The sequence below is a fragment of the Streptomyces roseirectus genome (assembly GCF_014489635.1).
Lineage (GTDB): Bacteria > Actinomycetota > Actinomycetes > Streptomycetales > Streptomycetaceae > Streptomyces > Streptomyces roseirectus.
In genome coordinates, this window is the sequence record NZ_CP060828.1 from 8,798,619 (window position 1) to 8,823,374 (window position 24,756).

General features: G+C 71.9%; 13 protein-coding genes. 5 read left to right on the forward strand and 8 right to left on the reverse strand.

What is annotated here, in order from left to right:
• Nucleotides 1-33: 33 nt before the first annotated feature.
• Nucleotides 34-963 carry a nuclear transport factor 2 family protein gene (locus tag IAG44_RS38125; protein ID WP_187751624.1) on the reverse strand — a complete coding sequence of 310 codons (930 nt, stop codon included), beginning with the start codon at nt 961-963 and terminating at the stop codon, nt 34-36.
• A 182-nt stretch (nt 964-1,145) separates the two neighbouring features.
• Here IAG44_RS38125 and IAG44_RS38130 point away from each other — a divergent pair, with 182 nt between their 5' ends.
• The gene (locus IAG44_RS38130; protein WP_246562399.1) at nt 1,146-1,856 is read left to right on the forward strand and encodes a TetR/AcrR family transcriptional regulator; all 711 of its coding nucleotides are present in this window, start codon (nt 1,146-1,148) and stop codon (nt 1,854-1,856) included.
• A 33-nt stretch (nt 1,857-1,889) separates the two neighbouring features.
• Here the strand turns inward: IAG44_RS38130 and IAG44_RS38135 are convergent, their stop codons facing one another.
• Nucleotides 1,890-2,399 carry a hypothetical protein gene (locus tag IAG44_RS38135; protein WP_187751625.1) on the reverse strand — a complete coding sequence of 170 codons (510 nt, stop codon included), beginning with the start codon at nt 2,397-2,399 and terminating at the stop codon, nt 1,890-1,892.
• 155 nt (nt 2,400-2,554) lie between these two features.
• On the opposite strand from IAG44_RS38135, the gene IAG44_RS38140 reads away from it, so the two are divergent.
• Together IAG44_RS38140 and IAG44_RS38145 are read left to right on the forward strand one after the other, a co-directional pair.
• On the forward strand, nt 2,555-4,135 hold the full coding sequence (locus IAG44_RS38140) for a TIGR03086 family metal-binding protein (RefSeq protein WP_187751626.1): 1,581 nt from the start codon (nt 2,555-2,557) through the stop codon (nt 4,133-4,135).
• Between the two features lie 148 nt (nt 4,136-4,283).
• A complete protein-coding gene (locus tag IAG44_RS38145) occupies nt 4,284-15,749 on the forward strand; it encodes a DUF7927 domain-containing protein (RefSeq protein WP_187751627.1) in 11,466 nt (3,821 codons plus the stop codon).
• 228 nt (nt 15,750-15,977) lie between these two features.
• Here IAG44_RS38145 and IAG44_RS38150 read toward each other — a convergent pair whose 3' ends face one another.
• Genes IAG44_RS38150 through IAG44_RS38160 form a run of 3 tightly spaced genes read right to left on the reverse strand, consistent with a single transcriptional unit; the run spans nt 15,978 to nt 18,940 of the window.
• Nucleotides 15,978-16,541, reverse strand: coding sequence for a DinB family protein (locus tag IAG44_RS38150; RefSeq protein WP_187751628.1), 564 nt, complete (start codon nt 16,539-16,541; stop codon nt 15,978-15,980).
• Between the two features lie 30 nt (nt 16,542-16,571).
• Nucleotides 16,572-16,898 carry a thioredoxin family protein gene (locus tag IAG44_RS38155; RefSeq protein ID WP_187751629.1) on the reverse strand — a complete coding sequence of 109 codons (327 nt, stop codon included), beginning with the start codon at nt 16,896-16,898 and terminating at the stop codon, nt 16,572-16,574.
• A 41-nt stretch (nt 16,899-16,939) separates the two neighbouring features.
• Nucleotides 16,940-18,940 carry an alkyl/aryl-sulfatase gene (locus IAG44_RS38160; RefSeq protein ID WP_246562400.1) on the reverse strand — a complete coding sequence of 667 codons (2,001 nt, stop codon included), beginning with the start codon at nt 18,938-18,940 and terminating at the stop codon, nt 16,940-16,942.
• Between the two features lie 738 nt (nt 18,941-19,678).
• On the opposite strand from IAG44_RS38160, the gene IAG44_RS38165 reads away from it, so the two are divergent.
• Nucleotides 19,679-20,419: an MgtC/SapB family protein gene (locus IAG44_RS38165; RefSeq protein ID WP_187751631.1), complete on the forward strand. Its 741-nt coding sequence runs from the start codon at nt 19,679-19,681 to the stop codon at nt 20,417-20,419.
• A gap of 7 nt (nt 20,420-20,426) precedes the next feature.
• On the opposite strand, the gene IAG44_RS38170 is transcribed toward IAG44_RS38165, so the two are convergent.
• Genes IAG44_RS38170 through IAG44_RS38180 form a run of 3 tightly spaced genes read right to left on the reverse strand, consistent with a single transcriptional unit; the run spans nt 20,427 to nt 23,742 of the window.
• Complete coding sequence (locus IAG44_RS38170; RefSeq protein WP_187751632.1) at nt 20,427-21,839, reverse strand: aldehyde dehydrogenase family protein; 1,413 nt, start codon at nt 21,837-21,839, stop codon at nt 20,427-20,429.
• A gap of 26 nt (nt 21,840-21,865) precedes the next feature.
• Nucleotides 21,866-22,576 (reverse strand): CoA transferase family protein, encoded by a 711-nt coding sequence (locus IAG44_RS38175; RefSeq protein WP_187751633.1) that lies wholly within the window; start codon nt 22,574-22,576, stop codon nt 21,866-21,868.
• The gene (locus IAG44_RS38180; protein ID WP_187751634.1) at nt 22,573-23,742 is read right to left on the reverse strand and encodes a pyridoxal-dependent decarboxylase; all 1,170 of its coding nucleotides are present in this window, start codon (nt 23,740-23,742) and stop codon (nt 22,573-22,575) included. The genes IAG44_RS38175 and IAG44_RS38180 overlap by 4 nt, the downstream gene beginning before the upstream one ends.
• A gap of 324 nt (nt 23,743-24,066) precedes the next feature.
• Between IAG44_RS38180 and IAG44_RS38185 the strand changes: the two genes are divergently transcribed.
• A complete protein-coding gene (locus IAG44_RS38185; protein ID WP_187751635.1) occupies nt 24,067-24,702 on the forward strand; it encodes an NUDIX hydrolase in 636 nt (211 codons plus the stop codon).
• Nucleotides 24,703-24,756 lie beyond the last annotated feature (54 nt).

Here is a 24,756-nt window from a genome sequence, read left to right on the forward strand (position 1 = left end):
GGGGCGACCCCGCGCTTCATGGCGAGGGCCGGGTCAGAACATCGTGTTGTCGTTGGCCGCCGTCTCCGGCACCTCCTGGAGCACGTCCCAGTGCTCGACGACCTTCCCGTCCACCACCCGGAACAGGTCGACGATGGCCAGGCCCCGCAGCCCCGGTGCGGGCACGCCGTGGCTGTGGACGGCGACGACGTCGCCCTCGGCGACGAGCAGCTTCGGCGCCGAGACGGACAGCTGGGGAAACGCGTCGAAGTACGCGCCCAGCCAGGTCTTGGCCGCGTCCCGTCCGTCAGGGATGTTCGGGTTGTGCTGGTGGTACTCGGGCGTGTAGTACGTGTCGGCCGCCGCGGGGTTCTTGCGCACCAGCACCTGGTCGAAGACCTCGGCCACCAGCTTCTCGTGGTGCGGGGTCAGCCACGCGGGACCGGGCTCGTTCGTCTGCGGCCGGCTGACCGTGGAGAACATGTCGTTGCCGTTCGCGGTGGCCTCGGGCACCTCCTGCGCGACCTGCCAGTGCTCCGCGATCCGCCCGCCCCGGAACCGGAAGGTGTCGACGACGGCGGTGCCCCGCGTGCCCGGCGTCAGCACGAGGTGGGAGTGCGCGAGCACCAGATCCCCCTGCGCGATGACCCGCTGGACGCGGTACTCGGCGTCGGGGAACCGCGCGTGGACGGCGCCCCCGGCGTTCTTCAGGGCCTGCGCCCCGTCGGGCACGAACGGGCTGTGCTGGACGAGGTCCGGCCGCACATGGCGGTCCACGACCTGCGTGTCGCCGGCTTCGAAGAGCCCCTTCAGGACGGCCACGGCGACGGCCTTGTGGTGCTCGACACCGGAGCCGGCCTCCTGGGCGGAGGGCTCGCGGGACATGTCCGGCGCGGTGGCGGTCGGGGCGGTGCCGTCCGGCGTGAGTCCGGCGGCTGCGAGGACGTCGGCGAAGGCGGGTCCTGCGGGTGTGGTGGTGGTCATGACGCTCCTGTCCGAGGTGTGGGGAAGCCCGGTGGCATGGGGAAGCCCGGGGGTAGGGAGCCCGGTCGAATTGCACGCCGAGCACTCACCACAGGAGAGCACTAACTTTTCCGCAGTGTCAAGCTATACGGTGTGAAGTAACTTTACGGCGTACCGGACAGTGACGCTGTATACTCCGTGGCGTGGGAACGAGCATGGGACGCCGCGAGCGGCTGCGGGCCGAGACGACCGCCGAGATCAAGAAGGTCGCCCTCGGGCTGATGGCCTCCGGCGGTCCCGACGCGATCACGCTGCGGGCCATCGCCCGCGAGATGGGCATGACCGCCAACGCCATCTACGGGTACTTCGCCACGCGGGACGACCTGGTCACCACCCTGATCGACAACGTGTTCACCGCGCTGGCCGACACCGTGGAATCCGCCTGGGAGAACGCCCCGACGCAGGACCCGGCCGCCCGCATCCGGGCCTGGGCCCACGCCTTCCGGGGCTGGGCCCTGGAGCACCCCGAGGGCTTCCGCCTCGTCTACGGCGACCCCGTCCCCGGCTACCGCCCCCCGGAAGGCGGCCCCGCCCCCGACGCCGCCCACCGCATGTGCACCAGCATCACCGCGCTCGCGGACACGGCCTGGCCCCACACCGCACACCGCTACGCCGACAGCGACTTCACCTGGTCCGACTTCGACGCCGGCCTCCTCGACAAGGTCCGGCCCGCCTTCCCCGACCTGCCCCCGGCCGCCCTCGCCCTCGCCCTGCGCATCTGGAGCCACCTGCACGGCCTGGTCTCCCTGGAGATCTACGGCCACCTGCGCACCCAGACCCTCGCCCCGGACAAACTCTTCACCGAGGAACTGGCCCAGCTCATCCAGACGCTGGACATCCCGCAGCAGCGGTAGACACGCCCCCCGAGACGTCGGCCCCGACCCCGCCTACTTGATCACCGCGTTCGCGACCACGACGATCACCCCGAGGGCCGCGTCCCCGCAGCCGACGGCGAGGGCGGAGCGCCAGGAGCGCCCGGCGGCGCGGACGGCGGTCACACCCCAGCCGAACAGCAGGGTGATGTTGAAACCGAAGGCGACGTACTCGATGCCCGAGGAACGCCACCAGCCCCAGCCCGCGCCGAGGAGCATGACGACGGTGGGAAGCGTCGCGGCCAGGAGGGGCCACTCGGCGAGCAGGACACGGACGGCGCCGCGCAGCCCCGCGTGGGTGGCGGCACCCCGCCGGGCGATGAGGTGCGCGTACCCGTGCGAGAGGGCCGCCGCGAAGGCCGTCACCAGCAGCCACTTGGCGTCGTACAGCCGCTCGGAGGACTCGGTGGTCCGGTAGGACGTGAGCGCGGCGACGACCGAACTGGCCAGCACCGCCCCGTACACCCCGCCGAACAGCACGTTCGGCCGGGCCATGGCCTGGCGGAGGGCGGGATGATCACGCATGGCTGCTCCCTCGGGACCGGGGACGTACGGGGCCGTTACGGGGCCGTCCTCCCACAACAGCCCACCCGGCCTCCGCCCGCCATCCGGAAGCGTGCGTCCGGCGCGAACAGGTGCTGCTTGACTCTCCTACGGAGGGAGAGTCGAGGGTGGAGCGCATGCGTAGGGACGACGGGGCGCGGCCCGTGTGGAGCATCGGCGCCGTGGCCCGGCAGGTCGGCCTGCCGGTGAAAGTGGTCAGGCACTGGTCGGACGTGGGTGTCGTGACGCCGGCCGGCCGGAGCGCCGGGGGCTACCGCTGCTACGACACCGCCGGCGTGGCCCGGCTGCACCTGGCCCGCACCCTGCGGGACCTGGGGCTGGGGCTCGGCGAGATCCGGGCCGCCCTCGACCACGAGGACGGCCTCGCGGAGGTGGCCGCCGCGCACGCCGAGGCCGTCGAGCAGCAGATCCGACGGCTGCGCACCCGCCACGCCGTCCTGCGCGCCGTCACCCGCCGCACCACCCCCGAAGGACTCGCCCTCATGACCCGTACCGCCCACCTGTCCCCGGACGAACGCCGCGCGCTGGTCCACGACTTCCTCACCGACACGCTCGGCGACCTGGACGTGCCCCACTTCCGCGCCGGGCTCCTCGCGGCGGGCGACGACCTGCCGGACGACCCGACTGACGAACAGGTCGACGCGTGGCTGGAGTTGGGCGAGCTGGTCGCCGGCGGGGAACTGCGTCCCGCCGTGCGGCGCCTAGGGGAGTACGCCGCCCGGCAGGGGCGGACGCCGCAGGACCCGGCGATGGCCGAGGAGATGCGCGCCCTCACCGACACGTGGACCGCACACGTCCGCCGCGCGCTGCGGGCCGGCACGGCGGCGGACTCCCCGGCCGCCGATCACGTCGTCGCGGACGTCGTCGCCGCCTGGCTGCCCAGCCGCGCGAACACCGACCCGGCCGTGAGCCAAGACGGCGCCACGGCACGCCGGCTCCTGCACGACCAGCTCACCGCCGCCGCCGAACCCGCCGTCGAACGCTTCTGGCAACTCCTGTGCGTCCTCGCCGGCCGTCCCGCGCCCGCCGGGATCACCCAGGAGGGCCGGTGGCTGACGGCCGCGCTGCGCGCCAACCCCGTGCCCGGCGAGCGCGACGCCCGGCTCGACACCCTCTACGCGGACGCCACCGACCCCTGGCCGGGCGGTGTCCTGGACGCCTTCACGCGCGTCCAGGACACGGTCGCCGCGCTCGTCCGCGCGACGACACCGGACCGGTTCGACCTGCCGACCCCCTGCGCGGACTGGACCGTCCGGGATCTGCTCGACCACCTGGTGTGGGAGAACGTCATCTGGGGCGGCCTGGCCCAGGGCACGCCTCCCGTCGACGGCCACACCGAGGACCACCTCGGCGACGACCACATCGCCTCCTTCGAGGCCGCCGCCGCGCAGGCCCGTGACGCGTTCCGGCAACCGGGTCTGCTGGACCGCTCCTTCGGGCCCGCCCCCGGCCGGCGCGTGGTCGAGCAGCTTCTCGTCGAACTGCTCGTGCACGGCTGGGACCTCGCGGCCGCGCTCGGCCACGACCGGGACCTGGAGCCCGGCATCGCGCGCGCCGCCCTGCCGGTCGTCCGCGAGATCTACGACGGGCTGCCGCGTACCGCCGGGGGATCCATCGCCCCGGCACGGACCGTGCCCGAGGATGCTCCGGCCCTCGATCAGGTGGCCGCGTTCCTCGGCCGCCGCGTCCCGCGCTGACGAACCGTCGGCTTCAGCGAGGTCTCCGCCGATGCGGTGAGCGCACGGGCCGGACGGGGGATAAAAGTCATTTAAGTGATCAACGTCTCCGGGTTCTGTGAATAACGCGAGGGCTGACATTCCGTCACGTCACGCGACAGGATCTGCGATGCACGAGAAGACCACCCGCCGGCCGGGCCGCATCCTCGCGGCCCTCGTCGTGCTGTTCCTCGGGATCGGCACGGCGCCTGCCCTGGGCGAGCCCACGGGGCCGCGTGACGCGCTGGGCGGAGGCGGCGCCCGTCTGCTGGCGGACTGGCCGGCGGCGTCCGGGTCCTTGGGGGACTCGCTCTCGGACGGCGCCGGGTATCGGGTGGTGTTCGAGGCGGGGGAGCCCCCGGAGGAGCGGCACACGCCGGCTGCGGAGACGCGTGTCGCGGAGTCCCCGGTGAAGGCGCCGGCCTCCCCGGCGGAGGACGCTGACGAGACGCCGGAGAAGAGGACCGCAGGGAAACTTCCGGAGGCACCCGGGACTCCCGTCACCGCCGAAGCTCCCGAGGCCCCCGCGACTGCCGAGACCTCCGAGAACCGCGCGACCTCCGAGAACCCCGAGAGCTCTGAGGCTCCCGCCACCCCCGAGGCCGCTCAGCCCTCGACCCCCACCGACGGCAAAGCCCCCTCACCGAGCCCGCGTTGGCGGACAACCGAACTGTCGCAGGAGATCGCGGGACGCAAAGGCGCACGCGGACTCCGCCTGCCCGCCGCGCCGAACGGCCGCCCCTACACCGTGACCGTCACCCTCCCCGAGGCCCGCCCCGCGTGGCTCACCCTCCTCGGGGACGGCGCGGACGGCGTCTTCGCCGAGGGCACGTCCGACGCCGGTGACGAGATCACCGCACGCCGGGACAACCGCTTCGACCGCGAACAGCGCGGCGCCGACCTGGTGTTCACGCGAGCCGTGCGGTCGGTCGAACTGACCGTCAGCGAGGGCGCCCCGGCGGGCCTGGTGCTGGCGGGACCCTTCGGCTCAGAAGAGGAAACGGAGCGAAAGGCGTCCGGCGCGAAGAAGGACGCCCCCGTCCGCCACCCCGCCCAGCGCACCCGCCGCGCCTCCGCCTGCACCCCGTCCGCCGGGTTCACCGACTGCACGCTGTTCAGCTACACGGGCGGTGACCAGAACTTCACCGTCCCGACGGGGGTCAGCAGCCTGAACGTCCAGGTGTGGGGCGCGGGCGGCGGCGGTGACAACGCCTCGTACTACACCGGCCAGGTAGGCGGCGCCGGCGGCGGCTACACCACGGGGACCGTCGCCGTCACCCCGGGGCAGGCGCTGACCGTGACGGCCGGTCAGGGCGGCGTCTTCAACTCGACCGCGACGACGTACGGCGGTGGCGGCGCGGGCGGCAGAGGGCAGCCGTCCACCGCGACCGGCGCCAGCGGCGGCGGCATGTCCGCGCTGTGGAACGGCGCGAGTTTCACCACCCCGTTGCTGATCGCGGGCGGTGGTGGCGGCGCCTCGCCGGGCGCGGACCAGCAGAGCCCGAAGTCCGGCGGGGGCGGCGGCACCACCGGGGGCGGCGACGGCAACACCAACACCTCCGGCCAGGGCGGCACGCAGTCGGCGGGTGGTACGGCGGGCGCGTACGGCAGCCAGTGCGGTGCCACGAGCAACCCGACGGGCCGTCAGTGGTTCGGCGGCAACGGGTACAACACCCTGACCACCCGGGGCGGCGAGGGCGGTGGCGGCGGTGGCGGCGGCTGGTACGGCGGTGGCGGCGGCTCCTGCCAGCCCTCCGCCCCGACCCTGAACCCCAACGGCCCCGGCGGCGGCGGTTCCGGCTATGTCTCCGGCGCCGGTGTCACGAACGCCTCCACGACCGCCGGCAGCAACGCGACGACCAACAACCAGGGCGGCGCGGCGGCCGGCACCGGCTCCGCCCAGTACCCCTCGGGCGTCGGCGCGGGCGGCGGCTCCACGGCGAACGGCGGCAACGGCGCCGTCGTCATCCAGTGGGTCACCCAGACCAGCCTGAGCGTCACGAAGACCGCCTCCCCGAACCCGTACGTCCCCGGCAACCGGGTCACGTACACGATCACCGTCTCCAACGCGGGCCCGGCGCCCGCCACGAACGCGACGATCCAGGACACGATCCCCTCCGACCTGTCCGGCACGACCTGGACGTGCACGGCGGCCGGCGGGAGCAGTTGCGGCGCCGCCTCGGGCAGCGGGAACAACCTGAACACGACGGCGACGGTCGCGGTGAACGGCACCGTCACCTACACGGTCACCGGCACGACACCGGGCAGCGACACCAGCACCCTCTCCAACACGGTGACGGTGACCCCGCCGTCCGGCGTCAAGGACACGACATGCGGGGCGAGTTGCACGGCGACCGCGACGACCCCGCCGAACCCGCGGGCCGACCTGGCGGCGGCGAAGACGACGAGCACGCAGAACGTGTCGCCGGGCCAGACGTACACGTACACGCTGACCACCACCAACAACGGCCCGTCCTCCGCGCAGGGCGTCTCGATGACGGACACGCTCCCCAACAACGTGACGTTCCAGTCGGGTTCGGGGTGCACGGCGTCGGGCCAGAACGTGACCTGCGGCCCTCTCCAGACGCTGGCCACGGGCGCCTCGCAGTCCTGGACGATCACCGTGCTGCTGGCGTCGTCCTACCGGGGCAACGGCTCCGACATCGGCAACACGGCGACCGCGAACTCCAGCACCGACGACCCCAACCCCGGTAACAACTCGGCGAGTTCGGGCCCGCCCCCGATCGTCCCGCAGTCCGACTACGACGTCACACCGAGCGCCCCCGGCGGAACGGTCGCGCCGGGCACGACGACGTCGATCCCGGTGGTCGTCAGGAACAACGGTCCCGCCGACGCGCAGGGCGACGTGACCGTCACGATCACACTCCCGGCGAACGTGACCGCGTCCGGCACCCAGCCCTCCGGCTGCACCGCCAACTCGGCGGGGACCGTGGTGACTTGCACCCTCGCCTCGCTGCCGAGCGGCGCCTCGCGGAACCTGCCGATCAGCGTCCTCGTCGCCTCCGACGCCCCGCCGAACAGCACGCTCACCCAGCCGGGCGGCATCGTGGTCTCCGGCCCGAACGACAGCGTCTCCTCGAACAACACCGCGCCCGCGACGGTCTCCACGACCGGCGGGACCAGCGACCTCACCGTCGGCAAGACCGCGAACCCGACGGACGTCGGCTACGGCCGGACCACGGTCTTCACGGTCACCGTCACCAACAACGGCCCCTCGGACGCCACGAACGTGCAGGTCACCGACCAGCTCCCGAGCGGCCTCACCTACGTCAGCGACGACTCCAACGGTGCCTACGACGCGGGCACCGGCGTGTGGACGGCCGGCACCGTGCCGAACGGGCAGAGCGCGACCCTCCACATCACCGCGCGGATGACGAGCACGACGTCCCAGACGAACGCGGTCACCCAGGCCACCTCCAGCGGCACCGACCCGTCCCCCTGCGACAGCTCCCACCCCGCCAACTGCGCCTCGGCGACGGTGAATCCGATCGCCGCCGACGTCGTGACGACCAAGGCGGCCACGGGGACGCCGGTCGCGCCGGGGCAGACGTTCCAGTACCGGATCACGACCACGAACAACGGGCCGTCGGCGGCCCAGCAGGTCTCCGTCACGGACACCCTGCCCGCGCAGCTCACGTTCGTGTCCTCGGCCACGGGCTGCACGGCGACCGGCCAGAACGTGACCTGCCCGCAGATCGCGTCCCTCGCGAACGGCGCGAGCCGGACCAACACCATCACGGTCCTGATCAGCCCCTCCTACACCGGCGACGGCTCCGACATCGCCAACACGGCGACGTCCACCTCCACCACGCCCGACCCGACGCCGGGCAACAACACCTCACCGCCGTCCTCGCCCCAGGTGAGCGGGCCCAGGACCGGCCTGTCGATCAGCAAGACGGGATCCTCGACCTCCTACCAGCCGGGGCAGTCCTTCTCCTACACGGTCATCGTGAACAACGCGGGCCCGTCCACGGCCGCCGGGCCCACCGTCTCGGACACGCTCCCCGGCGGGTTCTCCGACTTCGGCTGGAACTGCGCGGCCGGCAACGGCAGTTCGTGCGGCGCCGGGTCGGGCAGCGGCAACATCAGCGACAAGCCGACGATCGCCCCCGGCGGCACGATCACCTACACCCTCACCGGCACGGTCCCCGCCTCGACGTCCGGCAACCAGACCAACACCGCGACCGTCACCCCGCCGACCGGGACGACCGACAGCAACTGCTCCTCGCCGTGCACGGCGTCGGTCACGACCAACGGCCCGGCCGTGCGGATCAAGAAGACGTCCTCGCCCGCCCCCGCGAAGGCCGGACAGAAGGTCACCTACACGGTCACCCTGACCAACAACGGCGGCGGCGACGCCACGAACTTCGCCTACACGGACGACCTTTCGGACGTCATCGACGACGCGACCTACCACAACGACGCCACGGCGACGGCCGGTTCGGTCTCCTACACGGCGCCGAAGCTCACCTGGAACGGCACCGTCCCGGCGGGCGGCACGGTCACCGTCACCTACACCGCGACCGTGAACAACCCGCCGGCCGGCAACCAGGTCCTCAACAACTCCGTGACCGGACCGGCCAGTTCGAACTGCGGCCCCGGCTCCACCGACCCGGACTGCTCCGACGACAACGGCGGCGGCATCCCCCGCCTGACGATCAGCAAGGCGACCGACGCCAGCGGCACCGTCAACCCCGGCCAGAAGGTCACCTACACGGTCACCCTCACCAACCCCGGCACGGCCACCTACCCCGGCGCCTCATGGTCCGACGACCTGACCGGCGTCCTCGACGACGCGACGTACAACGCCGACGCCGCCGCCTCCACCGGCACGACGTCCTACAGCGCCCCCAAGCTGACCTGGAACGGCACGCTCGCGGCCGGCGCCACGGCGACGATCACCTACTCGGCGACCGTCAACTCCCCGGACACCGGCGACAACAAGCTCGTCAACCAGATCACCTCCACCCCCGACGCGAACTGCGCCCCCTGCACCACGACGAACAACGTCGCGGCGCTGACGTTCACGAAGACGGTCTCCGACACGAACCCGAAGCCCGGCGAGAAGGTCACCTACACCGTGACCGTCCAGAACACCGGCTCGGCGACCTACACCGGGGCCTCGTTCTCGGACGACCTCACCGACGTCATCGACGACGCGACCTACGGCAACGACCAAGCGGCGAGCGTCGGTTCGGCCTCCTACGCCGCCCCGAAGGTCACCTGGACCGGCGACCTCCCGGCCGGGCAGACGGCGACGATCACCTACAGCGCGACCGTCGACAACCCCGACACCGGCAACGGCAAGATGGTCAACTCAGTGACCGGACCCGCCGGTTCGAACTGCGCCGCAGGCTCCACCGACCCCGCCTGCTCGACCGGCGACCAGCCCGGCAACGGCATCCCCCAGCTGAAGATCACCAAGTCGTTCACGCCGGCCCGGCCCGCCGCCGGACAGACGGTGACCTACACCGTCGTCGCCCAGAACACCGGCACCGCCACCTACCCCGGCGCCACCTGGAGCGACGACCTGTCCGACCTCACGGACGACGGAACGTACAACGACGACGCGGGCGCCTCGTCGGGGACCGCGAGTTACACCGCCCCGAACCTCACCTGGACCGGTGATCTCGCCGCCGGCGCGAAGGCCACCACCACCTACTCGGTCACCCTCGCCAACCCCCTCACCGGCGACAAGCAGCTCGTCAACAAGGTCACCTCGACCCCCGACACCAACTGCGCCTCCGGCTCGACCGACCCGAACTGCGGCGACCGGTCACCGGTGCCGGTCCAGCAGCTCACGATGACCAAGTCGGCGTCCACGACCACCCCGAAGCCCGGCGACACCGTCACCTACACGGCGACCGTCACCAACTCCGGCACGGCGGCCGTGAGTTCCGCGTCCTTCACCGACGACCTGACCGCACTCCTGGACGACGCGGCGTACAACGACGACGCGGGCGCCTCGACGGGGACGGCGAGTTACACCGCGCCCACCCTCACCTGGACCGGCTCCCTCGACCCCGGCGCCCGGGCGACGATCACCTACAGCATCACCGTCAACGACCCCGACACCGGCGACCAGGTCCTCAAGAACACCCTGGTCAGCCCCACCCCCGGCGGCAACTGCGCCTCCGGCTCCACCGACCCGGCCTGCACGGCGGGCCCGTACGACGTGCCGTCGCTGACCATGACCAAGACCGTCGCCCCGGCGAACCCCCTGCCCGGCGACACCGTCACCTACACGGTCACCCTCCACAACCCCAGCAACGCCGACTACTCCGACGCCGCCTTCACCGACGACCTGACCAGCGTCCTCGACAACGCGACCTGGCTGAACCGCATCACCACCGGGGACGGCGCCCTCACCTACACCGCGCCCAAGGTCACCTGGACCGGCGACGTGGCGGCGGGGCAGACACAGACCGTCACCTACGCCCTGAAGCTCAACAACCCGCCGACCGGCGACGGGAAGATCACCAACACCGTCGTCGGCCCGCCCGGCTCCAACTGCGAGCAGGGCTCGACCGACAACCGCTGCTCCGCCGCCATCGACGGCCTGCCCGAACTGCACATCACCAAGACCCTCTCCCCGGCCGGCCCCGTCGCGGGCGGCACGGCGACGTACACGGTGACCGTGCAGAACACCGGCTCGGCGACCTACCCGAACGCCGTCGTCACCGACGACCTGACCGGCGTCCTCGACGACGCGGCCTACAACGACGACGCCTCGGCGACGGCCGGTTCGGTGACGTACGCGCAGCCGAAACTCACCTGGACCGGCACCCTCGACCCCGGCGCCCAGGCGACGATCACCTACAGCGTGAACGTCACCTACCCCGGCACCGGCGACCAGCGGCTGAACAACGCGGTCACCGGCCCCCAGGGCTCCAACTGCGAGCCCGGCACCACCGACACCGACTGCTCCTCGTCCTCCGGCATCGGCCGCCTGAAGATCGCCAAGAGCTACACCCCGCAGAACGGCGCCGTCCCCGGCTCGAAGGTCACGTACACGGTGACCGTCCAGAACACCGGCACCGGCACCTACCCCGGCGCCTCCTGGACGGACGACCTGACCGGCGTCCTCGACGACGCCGCGTACAACTCCGACGCGAACGCCGACACCGGCGCCGTCTCCTACACCTCCCCGAACCTCTCCTGGACCGGTGACCTCACCGCCGGCCGGACGGCCACCATCACCTACTCCGTCACCGTCGACGACCCCGACACCGGGGACAAGCAGCTCGCCAACACGGTGACCGGCCCGCCCGGCTCCAACTGCGCCACCGGCTCCACCGACCCGGCCTGCTCACCGACCCCGTCCGGTGTCCCGACGCTGTCGATCAGCAAGTCCGCGTCCACCGGCACCCCGACGCCGGGCACGAAGGTCACCTACACGGTGACCATCCAGAACACGGGCACCGCGACCTACGCCGGGGCCTCGGTGTCGGACGACCTCACCGACGTCCTGGACGACGCGACCTACGGCAACGACCAAGCGGCGACGGCCGGTTCGGTGTCGTACGCGGCGCCCGAGGTCACCTGGACCGGTGACGTCCCGGCGGGCCGGACGGTCACCCTCACCTACTCCGCGACCGTCAACACCCCCGACACCGGCAACGGCAAGATGGTCAACTCCGTGGTGGGCCCGCCGGGTTCGAACTGCGAGACCGGTAAACAGGACGCCTCCTGCGCGACCGGCGACCAGCCCGGCGACGGCATCCCGCAGCTTGCCCTGAGCAAGACGGTCTCACCCGCGAATCCGGTCCCGGGCACGAAGGTCACGTACACGGTGACCGCGAAGAACACCGGCACCGCCACCTACACCGGGGCGTCGTTCTCGGACGACCTGAGCGACGTCATCGACGACGCGACGTACGGCAACGACCAGACGGCGACCGTCGGTTCGGCCACCTACACCGCCCCGAAGGTCTCCTGGACCGGAGACCTCACGGCCGGACAGACCGCGACCATCACCTACTCCGCGACCGTCAACAACCCCGACACCGGCGACAAGACCCTCACCAACTCCGTGGTGGGCCCCGCCGGTTCGAACTGCGCGCCGGGCTCCCAGGCCGCCGCCTGCGCCACCAGCACCGGCTCCCCGCAACTGGTCCTGAACAAGACCTACACCCCGAACAACCCGCTGCCGGGCCAGAAGGTGACATACACGATCACCGCGACGAACACCGGCACCGCCACCTACACCGGCGCCACCTGGTCCGACGACCTGACCGGCGTCCTCGACGACGCGGCCTACAACGACGACGCCACCGCCTCCCTCGGCACGACGTCCTACACCTCCCCGAAACTGACCTGGACCGGCGACGTCCCGGCCGGACAGACCGCCACCGTCACCTACTCCGCGACGGTCGACGACCCCGACACCGGCGACAAGTCGCTCTCCAACACCGTCACCGGCACCCCCGACGCGACCTGCGCGAGCGGCGGCACGGCCAACGCCTGCACACCCTCTCCCGCCGGGGTGCCTCAACTGTCGATCACCAAGTCGGCGTCCACCGGCACCCCGGTACCGGGCACGAAGGTCACGTACACGGTGACCATCCAGAACACGGGCACGGCGACCTACACCGGGGCCTCGGTGTCGGACGACCTGACCGACGTCATCGACGACGCAACGTACGGCAACGACCAAGCGGCGACGGCCGGTTCGGTGTCGTACACCGCCCCGAAGGTCACCTGGACCGGCGACGTCCCGGCGGGCCGGACGGTCACCCTCACCTACTCCGCGACCGTGAACAACCCCGTCACCGGCAACCTGAAACTCGTCAACTCCGTGGTGGGACCCCAGGGTTCGAACTGCGAGGCGGGCAAGCGGACCGCGTCCTGCTCGACCGGCGGCCGGTCCGGCGACGGCGTCCCGAACCTGCGCCTGACGAAGACGTCGAGCGCAGCCTCGACCGCGCCCGGTTCGACGGTGACGTACACGATCACCGCGCAGAACACCGGCACCGCCACCTACACGGGCGCCTCGTGGTCGGACGACCTGAGCGGCGTCCTCGACGACGCGACGTACAACGACGACGCCTCCGCCGACTCCGGCAGCGTGAACTACACGGCGCCGAAGCTGAGTTGGACCGGTGACGTGATGGCGGGCCAGACGGTGACCACCACCTACACGGTCACCATCAACAACCCCTCGACCAGCTCGCAGTCCCTCACCAACACCGTCACCTCCACCCCCGACACCAACTGCCCGACCGGCACGACCAATTCCGACTGCACGGCCACCGTCGGCATCCCGCAGATCTCCCTCACCAAGACCGCCTCGACGACAAGCCCGCTGCCGGGCCAGCAGGTCACCTACACCGTGACCGTCCGCAACACCGGCACCGTCGAGTACGAGGGCGCGACGTTCACGGACGACCTGAGCGACGTCACCGACGACGCGGCCTACGGCGACGACGCAGCCGCCACGCTGGGCAGCGTCGACTACGCCGCCCCGCACCTCACCTGGACCGGTGACATCCCGGTCGGCCAGACCGCGACCGTCACCTACAGCGTGACCGTCGACTCGGACCCGGCGAGGCTCGGCAACGGTGTCCTCGCCAACGCCGTCACCTCGACCGGCCCCGGCTCCAACTGCACGACGCCGAGCGTGAGCGGCTGCTCCACGACGTCCGACCCGGTGCCGACCCTCCGGATCACCAAGACCCAGACCACGCCCGCCGCGCTGCCGGGCGGCAAGGTCGCCTACCAGGTGACGATCACCAACCCGACCACCTCCGACTACCCGAACGCCGCCTACACCGACGACCTGACCGGCGTCCTCGACGACGCGGCCTACGCCAACGACGCCTCGGCGACGGCAGGTTCGGTCACCTACACGGCCCCGAAGCTCACCTGGTCCGGCGACGTGCCGGGCGGCGCGACCATCACCCTGACGTACTCGGTGACCGTGGACACGACCAACACCGGCGACGGCGACCTCGCCAACACGGTCGCCGCGAACGTCCCCGGCTCCAACTGCCCCGCCGGATCCACGGATCCGAGCTGCGCGACCGGCGGCAGCGGTACGAGCTACGTCCCGCACCTCACGATCGTCAAGACGGTGAACGACACCGACCCGCTCCCCGGCGACCTGCTGACGTACACGGTCGTCGCGACCAACGACAGCAAGGCCGACTACCCCGGCGCCACCTACACCGACCAGCTCACCGCCGGCGCGAACCTGGTCAACCAGCGGGCGATCGCGCCGCCGACGGCGACCTCGGGGACGGTCACGGCTCAGCAGGGCCACACCTTCACCTGGACCGGCGACCTCGCCGCCGGCGCCTCCGCGACGGTGACGTACACCTACATGGCCAACGCGGTCCCCACCGCGGGCAGCCGTCAGGTCGTCAACCAGATCACCGGCGCCAGCGCGAACACGACGTGTCACGGCAACACCGCCGACGCCGGCTACCCCGCCGGGTGCGGGGCCACCGTCACGACACCGCGGTACGACTTCGGCGAGGCCCCGAACTCCTACGGGACGACGATCTCGGCGAACGGCCCCTACCACGCCATCGTCCCCGGCCTCGGCCTCGGTGACGGCCCGGTGGCCGGCGTCGACGGCACCCCGAACGGCCCCCGCCTGAACCGGACCACCGGGCGCGGCCCGACGTCCCTCCCGGCGGCCTACTCCGGCGGCACCGGCTACCGGACCACCGTCGACCTCACCAACACCACCGGCACACCGACCCTGCTCGCGGCCTGGCTCGACCACGACCTCGACGGCGTCTTCTCGCGCGGCGAGCGCGTCCTGCGGACCGTGCCGGACGGTGCGAAGAGCGTGGCGCTGAGCTGGCCCGACGCGACGTTCACGAAGACCGGCACGACCTACCTGCGGCTGCGGCTGTACGGCGAGCAGGTCCCGCCGGGCGCTCAGCCTGAGCTCCCGGCCGGGGAGACCCGGGCCGTGGTCCGCGTCGGCGGCAAGCTGCGCGCCGTCCCCGTGCGGCGGGCCCTGCCCGCCGACCCCAGGCCCACCGGATACGGCGGCGCGGGCCAGGTCGAGGACTTCAGGATCAAGGTCCGCGCGGGCGAGCTGGCCGTGAAGATCACCGTCGACAACCCGCGCCCCAAGCCCGGCGACCGCGTGACCTACACGGTCACCGTGTGCAGCACGACCGGCGTCCCCTACACGGGCGCGACGGCCTCGGCGAACCTCGCGCAGGTCCTCAAGTACGCGACGTACAACCGGGACGAGCGCGCCTCCACGGGCAAGGCGACCTACGCCTCCGGCAAGGTCTCCTGGACCGGGACCGCGCCCGCCGACTGCTCCCACCCCGCGACGATCACCTTCTCCGTCACCTACCGGGGCACCCCGCCGCCCGGCACGCCCCTTGACGTCCCCGTCACCGGCGGCCCCAGCGGCAGCAACTGCCCGCCCGGCGCCACCGCGCCCGCCTGCCACGCCACGATCACCCCCCACTCCCCGGTCCGCCCCCTGCCCGACACCGGCGGCCGACGGATCTCCCCCCTGTGGGGAGTGGCGGCCCTGGCCCTGCTGACAGCGGGCGCGGCCCTCGTCCTCGGAGTCAGGCGCCGCCTGCGGAACGTCCGGACGTGAGGTAACGAGGTCCTCGCTCCGGACGCACGGAGCCCGCCCGCCGAGCGGCGGCGGGCACGCTCCAACTCGCGAGGAGGGCGAGGGCCTGCGCGGACGGCGTGCCGGGCCCGGCGAGTGCGCAGGAAGTCCGCCGGCTCGGCGTTCGGCTCCCTCTCCCCGGTATCGGCCGGACCGGTTCCGGCCCCGGCGGCCTGTTGAGGGCGACCGGACGGGGTTCAGGGGGGAGGGTCAGGTCCGGCGGGGTGCGGGCGTGTTCTGGTGGAGGTAGAGGTCGCGCAGCAGAGAGATCTCGGCGCCGTGGTGGATCAGCTCGCGGTTGACGTGCAGGACCCTGTTCTCCAGGGGAAACTGCTCGGGGCCTGCCGTGGGCGGGTTGTCGAGGGCGGCGTCCGAGAGGGCGCGGACGCCGGTGTTCCAGCGGCCGTACATCTCGTCGAGCTGGTGCAGCGCCTCGTCGGCGGTGCCCGCGTAGGGGAACGTCTCGGCGTCGACGTCCGGGCCGCCGAAGTACCAGCCGACCCGGTAGCCGAGGCAGGAGACGACGATGTGGGCCAGCCGCCAGGCGATCGTGGTCACCGGCGCCGGCACCGGCTCGGGGAGCGCGAAGTCCAGCGTCCACGCTCCCGAACCCACCGGCGCCGGTGCGGTCGAGGTGCCGCGCGGACGGACGCTCCAGCAGTCGGGCACCGGCTCCCAGAAGTACTCGGCGTCGGTGAGACCGTCCAGCCGGGGCCGCAGGTTCCTGTGCCAGTACCAGTCAAGTTGCTCGGCGAGCCGTTCGCTTCTCGTCATTGGCGCACAGTACATACGCCGGAGAACGGCTCAGAGGTGCGGGGTGATCAGCTGCACCACGTCGTTCTTGGAGGACGGTCCGATCCTCGTGGCGACGATCTTCCCGTTCTTGAACACGTACAGCGTGGGGATGGCGGTGACGTTGTACTTAGGGGGTGTCTGGGGGCTCTTGTCGATGTCGAGCCGGGCGACGGTCAGCCGGTTCGCGTACTCCTGCGCGACCTCGGCGAGGATCGGGTCCAGCGCCCGGCACACGCCGCTCCACTCGGCGCGGAAGACCGCGAGCACGGGACCGGGCGCCTTCACCACCTGGGTCTCGAAGTCGGAGTCGGTGACGTCGACGACGGTGCTGCTCATGAGAACGCTCCTGGGAGTCGGGTCCGTTTCTCGGACGGGGGTCAGGGGGTGGTCAGGCCGAACCAGTACTCGAAGGTCTCCAGCAGCCCGTTCAGGGTGTCGAGGGGAGCCAGCGTGCCGTTGTCGACGGTCAAGTCACCGTCGTCGACGAGCTGTTGCGGGGTGGCCGCGCCGATCGCGAAGCGGTTCAGCCCGGACCGGGTGACGGTGTACGCGGCGTCGAGGCGCCCGGCGTCGACCAGAGCGGCCGTGTGCACCAGGACGCCGTTGCGGACCTGGACGACGTACTGGGTGGGATCGTCGGGCAGCCCGCCCGTGACGGTGAACCCCAGGGCGAGCGGATGGCGCGCGGCCTCGGGGCCGTCGAGGCGGATGCCGAGGTAGTCGAAGAGCATGTCCAGCGGCATGGCCTCCAGCACGGGCTGGGTGATGATCTGCGGCGAGGGCAGATCGTGCTCGCCGTCGACGGGCCGGGTGCGCAGCTCGTGAGCGGCGGCGAGGTAGAAGTTGCGCCACGGCCCGCTCTCGGCCTGGTAGCCGAGCTGTTCGAGGACGTCGGCCTCCAGCGCGCGGGCCGCGTCGTGCGCGGGGTCGGCGAACACGGCGTGACTGAGCAGTTCCGCCGCCCACCGGTAGTCCTCGGCGCTCTTCGCGTCGCCGTACGCCTGCCGGGCCAGCTCCACGACCTTGGCGACACCGCCCAGCGCCTCGACGTAGCGCCGCCCGGCCTCCTCGGGCGGCAGGGGGTGCAGATGGGCGGCGTTGCCGTCGTACCAGCCGAGGTAGCGCTGGTAGACGGCCTTGAGGTCGTGGTTGACGGTGCCGTAGTAGCCGCGGTTGAACCACTCGCGCGCCAGGCTCGGCGGCATCCGGCTGTCCAGGTCCTCGGCGATCTCGGTCATGGTGCGCCCCCGGTTGGCCAGCCGCAGCGCCTGGTCGTGCAGGAAGCGGTAGAGGTCGGCCTGGCTGGTCAGGAACGAGGTGACCGCGTCCGGGGTGTCCTCGGTGTTCCAGCGGGGCCAGAAGTGCGAGGCGAACAGCGTCCGCGTCCGGCTCCCGTACCACTCGACGGACTCGTTGAGGTACCGCGACCACGCCTTGGCGTCCCGGACCTGCGCGCCGCGCAGGCTGTAGAGGTTGTGCAGGGTGGGGGTGGCGTTCTCGGCGACGCACAGCGCCTCGACGTCGGGCAGGTAGAAGTTCATCTCGGCGGGTGCCTCGGTGCCCGGGGTGAGCTGGAACTCCAGGTTCACCGGCCCGAACGTGACGACGTGTCCTGGCCGCGCGACGCGGGGCGTGACGGTGAACGTCGGCGGCAGCATGCCCGAGGAGCCCGAGGACATGGTCTTGCCCAGTCCGGCGTCCACCTGGCCCTGGGCGGAGCGCTCCAGCAGGGTGCCGTACATGAACAGGGCCCGGCGCTGCATGGCGTTGCCCGCGTAGACGTTCTCGCTCACCGAGTGCTCCAGGAACCCCTCCGGCGCGATGACGTCCACCCCGCCGGGCAGTTCGCCGCCGTCGAACAGGCCGAGGACGCCGCCGTAGTGGTCGAGGTGGGAGTGGGTGAAGATCACCGCGCGGATCGTGCGGTCCCGGCCCCGGTGCTCGCGGTAGAGCTTCAGGGCGGCCGTCGCGCACTCGGCGCTGATCAGCGGGTCGACCACCACGATCTCCCGGGAGGCGCCGGTGGGGTCCTCCAGGAAGGAGATGTTCGACAGGTCCATCCCGCGCACCTGGTACACCGCGTCGGGGACGACCTCGAACAGGCCGGTCACCATGTTCAGCTTCGCGTTGCGCCACAGGCTGGGGTTGACCGTGTCCGGGGCGTCCCCGGTCAGGAAGTCGTACGGCCGCAGGCTCCACACCGGCACCCGGCCGCTGTCCCGCTCCACGGTGAAGTCGGGGGGCAGCGCCACCAGTTGGCCCCTCTCGGCGAGCCGGCCCTCCGCGTCCTCCCGGGGCAGCAAGGCTGCCGTGGCGGCGTTCAGTTCCCTCGTGAGCGACGTCGCCGGCTGGGACGCGCCGCGCGGTGAACCGGTCACCGGTTTCTCCCTCCATCGGGCCGGGCGGGCACCCGGCATGACACGGGTGGTCCGGACCGCGCACCGACGGAGGAACAGCCGACCCCAATCCATGGCGGACCGGTCATGGGGAGCGTCGCACCGCGTCGTCGGCGCGGGCAGTCGTCGAACGGGTCAACCCCGACGCGGCGCACCCGGCCGGAACCTGCCTGCCCGGTACACCGATTGACGGCCCATTACCATGCGGACTGCTGTTCGCGCAAGGTGTCGCCGCGCCGTGATCCACTTCCGGAGCCCTCTCCGCCCGGCCGGGGTGGCGCCCACCGGTCACCGGCACCCTCACGGTCCGCCGCAAAGGCCGGCCCCACACCCGGGTGACCGGCCGCTTCGGCACCCCGCATCCCTTGCCGGGGACATATCGACCCGCCGGGCGGACGCCGCGTGCACGCCGACTCCGGCTGCGGCAGGCGCTTTTGCCGGACACCCCCGCGTCCGTTCCGGCGGCCGGTCCTCGACTCTGATTCCGGCGAGGGACGGTGCCCGCTCACCCCCGGCAGCCTTGTTGCGTCGATATGCAAGTATGATGAGCGGAACCCGCGAGGGAGAAGGAGGTGAGCGGCATGGATCTCAGCCGGAGTAGTACGGGCCGTCACCGGCCCCGCGTCCCCGTGTCCCGCTGTCCTCCGGGCACCCGGTAGCCGCCACCTCCCGATGCGACGGGGGCGCCTGCCGTGCCCCGCTTCCCTCCGGGAGGTTCCCATGACGAACCTGACCACCTTCGATTTCGTCCTGCGGCTCGCCGCGGGCGTCGGCTGCGGCGCGCTGATCGGCGTCGAGCGCCAGTGGCGCGCCCGCATGGCCGGGCTGCGCACCAACGCGCTCGTCGCCGCCGGCGCCACCCTCTTCGTCCTCTACAGCGAGGCCGTCGGCGACACCGGCAGCCCCACCCGCGTGGCCTCCTACGTCGTCTCCGGGATCGGGTTCCTGGGCGGTGGGGTGATCCTGCGGGAGGGCGGCGGGGTGCGCGGCCTCAACACCGCGGCCACGCTGTGGTGTTCGGCCGCCGTGGGCGTGCTCGCCGCGTCCGGACGGCTGGACCTGTGCCTCATCGGCACGGCCGTCGTCCTCGCCGTCCACCTGCTGCTGCGCCCCGTGGGCCGGCTGATCGACCGCGTCCCGCAGCGCGACCCCGACGGCGAGGACGTGCACGCCACCGTCCACCTGGTCTGCGACCGCGCCGACGAGACCCACCTGCGGGCCCTCCTCTCCCAGGCCCTCACCGGCGACGGCCTGGCCCCCGTCGGACTGAGGGTGCGCCGGGACAGCGACGACGCGACGGTCGTCCGCGCGGCGGTCCGCGTCAGCGGCGAACCCGGCCGCGCCCTGGAACAGCTCGTGACCCGCCTCGCCCTGGAACCCGGAGTCCGGGACCTGCACTGGCACCTGGACGACGCACCCCGCGACGCGGAACGCGAGCCGGCGGCGTCCCCGGCCGGCTGAGGGCGGCTCAGTCGTAGCGGTGCATGACGTGCTTGGTCCGGGTGAACTCGTCCAGCGCGAGGAGCGAGAGGTCACGGCCGTAGCCGGAGTGCTTGAAGCCCCCGTGCGGCATCTCCGACACCAGCGGCAGGTGCGTGTTGACCCAGACACAGCCGTAGTCGAGGGCCGCCGCCAGCCGCATCGCCGTCGCGTGGTCACGGGTGTGGACGCTGGCGGCGAGCCCGTAGGGGGAGGAGTTGGCCCGGCGGACGGCTTCCCGTGGGTCGGTGAACTTTTCCACGGTGACGACCGGTCCGAAGAGTTCTTCCGTGCACAGCGGATCGCCCGGCCGCAGCCCCGTCACCAGGGTCGGGGCGAGCAACCAGCCCTCGTCACCGACCCGTTGACCTCCCGCCACGACCTCCGCGTCCGCGAGGTGCTTGAGGATGTTGTCGAGCTGGCGCTCGGAGTTGAGCGGCCCGTACAGCGCGCCGAGGTCGGTGGGCGGTCCGGTGGTGATGGCCGCGGCCCGCTCCCGCAGCGCGGTGACGAAGTCGTCGTGCACGGCGTCCGCGACGAGGACCCGGGAGGCGGCGGTGCAGTCCTGGCCGGCGTTGAAGTAGGCGGCCTGGGCGACGACGTCGGCGGTGGCGTCGAGGTCCGCGTCGGCCAGGACGAGCACCGGGGACTTGCCGCCCAGCCCGAGGTGCAGGCGTTTGACGTCGCTGACGGCGGCGCGGGCGATGGCCACGCCGGACGCGGTGGAGGCGGTGGCCGACACCTGCCGGGGGATCGCGTGGGTGAGCAGGGTCTCGGTGGCGGCCCGGTCGCCGCACAGGACGTTGAGCACCCCGGGCGGCAGCACCTCGGCGGCGAGTTCCGCGAGCATGAGCGCGGTGACCGGGGTGGTGTGGGAGGGCTTGAGGACGACGGTGTTGCCGGCGGCCAGCGCGGGAGCGGCCTTCCACACCGCCATCAGCAACGGGTAGTTGAACGGCACCATCGTCGCGCAGACGCCCACCGGCTCGCGCCGCAGGTAGGAGGTGTGCCCGGCGAGGTATTCGGCGGCGGCCGGCGCCGTGGCGTACCGGGCGGCCCCGGCGAAGAACCGCAGGACGTCCACGGCGACCGCGATCTCCTCGCGGGCGGTCGCGGCGAGCGGCTTCCCGGTGTTCGCGGACTCGGCCTCGGTGAAGTCGGCGCCGCGTGACTCCAGGGCGCCGGCGAGCCGCAGGAGCAGCCGCTGCCGGTCGGCCGGGCTGACACCGCGCCAGCGTTCGAAGGCGGCCGCCGCGTCCCGGCAGGCGAGGTCGACGTCGTCGGGCCCGGACAGGGCGGCCTCGGCGAACGCCTGGCCGGTGCACGGGTCGAGCAAGGGTGCGTAGGAGCCGGTGGAGGGTGCGGCGGGGCGCCCGCCGATGACGTTCGTGTACTGCTTCACCTGGTGTTTCCTCACTGCTGGGGGTGTCAGACGACGATGCGGCCGGTGCCGTCGTGTCTGAGGTGGCGCCACTTCCAGGCGTGGTCGCGCACCGGCTCGGCGACGTCCTCGCCCCGGAAGCGGACCAGGACGCCGTCGCCGTTCGCGCCGTAGGTCCCGGGCTGGTCCCAGGGCGGCGCGGTGCCCCGCTGCGCCGGGACGACGAGTTCGCCCTCCACGAGCTTGGCCAGGCAGCTCGACTGCCGCAGCACGTGGTGGCCGGTGGTGCCCTGGGTGCGCAGTGCGAGCGCCTTGAACGCCAGCCACAGCCCTCCGGAGGTGTCACCCAAGTAGATGGGGATGTACGGCACGTGCTCCATCAAGGCCCGCGCCTGGGCGATCGCGTCGAAGGACCGCCCGTCGAACTCGTCCCGCATCGACACCCACGGGACACCCAGCCGCAGCGCCTCGGCGGCCGGGTCGACGTCCCAGCGCCGCCAGGCCGCCGCCCGGATGTTGTCGATGACGAGGTCGACGTCCCCGGGCTCCAGCAGCGTGACCTCACGCGCGTGCCGGGCCTCGACCCGCTTGCCCTGGTTGATCCACTTCCACAGCTCGTCGCCGCGGTGCAACTGCTGGATGGGGTCCGGCCGACGCTGCGGATCGGTCCACTTGCGGACCCGGCAGCCCTGCTCGGCCAGGATCATGCCCGCATACCCGGGCAGCACGTACGAACCCAGCTCCAGTACGACAGTCATCCATGCCTCCTCGAGGTGAGACGGACCGCGGCGAGGACGTCCTCGCGCAGCCGGTCGGAGAGAGCGCCGCTCATGCCCGTGCGGACGACGATCCGCCCGGCCAGACCGCCGGCGGGGCCGCCGTGCAGGGCGTAGACCGGCACGTACCAGCCCCGCGCCCGCAGCGCGGCGGCGAGAGGGCGCACCCGGTCGCACCCGGGGCTCGCGTCGGTGAAGGACACCACCGGCAGATCGAGACCGGGGTTGGCGAGCCGCAGCCCCGGCACCCCGGACAAGACCGCGGTGAGGTCGCGTGCGAGCGCCCGGCACCCCTCCAGCGCCGTGCCGTATCCGGGGGCGTCCGGCGAGGTCAGGAGGTAGTGCTGCTGGACGACGGGGGCGGCGGCCCGCGAGAAACTGAGCCCGATCGCCGGCTCGCCGTCCCCGATGTAGTCCACGCCGAGAAACAGGTCGTCCGGGCAGTCCCCGGCGTCCCGCCACAGCAGCCAGCCCACCGACAGAGACGTCCCCCCGTACTTGTGCCCCGACGCGTTCACGGACCTGACCCGGGGCAGCCGGAAGTCCCAGCGCAGGTCCGGCTGGAGGAAGGGGGCGACGAACCCGCCCGACGCCGCGTCCACATGGACGGGGACGTCGAGACCGCGCCGCGACTCCAGCTCGTCCAGCGCGGCGACGACGCCCTCCACCGGGTCGTAGCGCCCGTGCTCCGGGGCACCCAGCGTGGTGATCACACCGACGGTGTCCTCGTCACAGGCGTCCGCGAAAGCGGCCGGCTCGGAGGTCAGGCCCGCGTCACGGGGCGCCGTCCGGGCCTCCACTCCCCAGTACGCGCAGAACCGGTACCAGCACACGTGCGCCCCCGCGCCCACCACCAGGTTCGGGCGGGACCCGGTACGAGGTGCGCCCCGTCTCTGCCGGCGGCGCAGCAGCGCGAGCCCGGCCAGCAGCGCCGCCTCGGTGGAACCGGAGGTCGAGCAGCCGAACGGGGGCCGGCCGTCGGCGTGCCACAGGTTTCCCAGAGCCGCGAGGCAGTCCTGCTCGATGGCCACCAGGCCCGGATATTCCGCCCGGTTCACGAGGTTGTATTCCGCCGCCGCCTCGGAAATACGTTTCAGCTTCGGCTCGAAGAAAGTGGTGCCGTAGGTGCCCAGATTCCTCTCCGGCAACACTCCGAGACCATACTCAGGAGTTTCCCTGTAATGCCCCGCACGTTCATTTTCGAGAATCGTTCCCATGGACCCGCCATGACGAAGGTGGCATTGACGAATACATTCGTAGCGCACGTCGGCCGACCCGTGGGGGTGCCTTTCACTCACTCGGGTAAGCGCTTGCGAGGCGACTCCGAAAAATAACGATCACTATGTGATCCGCGGCGCGAACGCGCACCTGAAAACGCGCCCTCTGCCACCGAACGCTCCCTCGCGCTCCCCCGTGGCTGGCTGGATCGGCCCTGTGGTCGGGCAAGGGGGTGTCGTCCTACCGTGGAAGACGTGATCGCCTACCACCTGGTCTATGACATCCTTCCCGGCAACCCCAGGCGGTTCCGGGTCTTGGTCGCCTACAAGAACGTGCACGGATCCCGCTTCGGAGGCGACGTGAAGCCTAGAAGCATGGTCCTGAACGGGGCGGGGCAGCTTGTCATCCCCGGCGGAAAAGTCGAGGCAGCCGATGAGATCACCGGCGGGCGAACCGAATTCTTCGAGGAGACCGGGATCGACCTCAGGGACCTCGCAGTGCGCCAGCAGATGGGGTGCATGAGGGATGCATGGTTTTATGCCATCGATGAGGAGGCAAAAGCCTACTGCGTCTACCAGCAGGTGCAGGACGTGATGCTCGTTCAGAGGGTCGGCAACGACAACATCCAGGGGCGGGGCCAGCTCCCGCTGGACGAGGAGCTTCATCACATGGAGGTTCATGACGCCTCCGACGCGTGGGGGCGCTTCCGCGCTGTCTGGCCGAACGAGCTCAAAAGCGACTGGCGCGGCGACCAGTACAGGCAACTCACCCGCGGGCAGAAGGACAAGGCTGAACAGAAGGCGAGGGCCTCGTACGGCTGGTACAGGACGGCAGTCGAGCAGCTGACCAAGTCCCTGAGTACAACGCCCCCGGCACCAACGCGCACGTGAGCCCGGCCGCGCGACGCGGGCCGGGCTCTCCTGGTGGGGTCCTCGGGCTTGCGT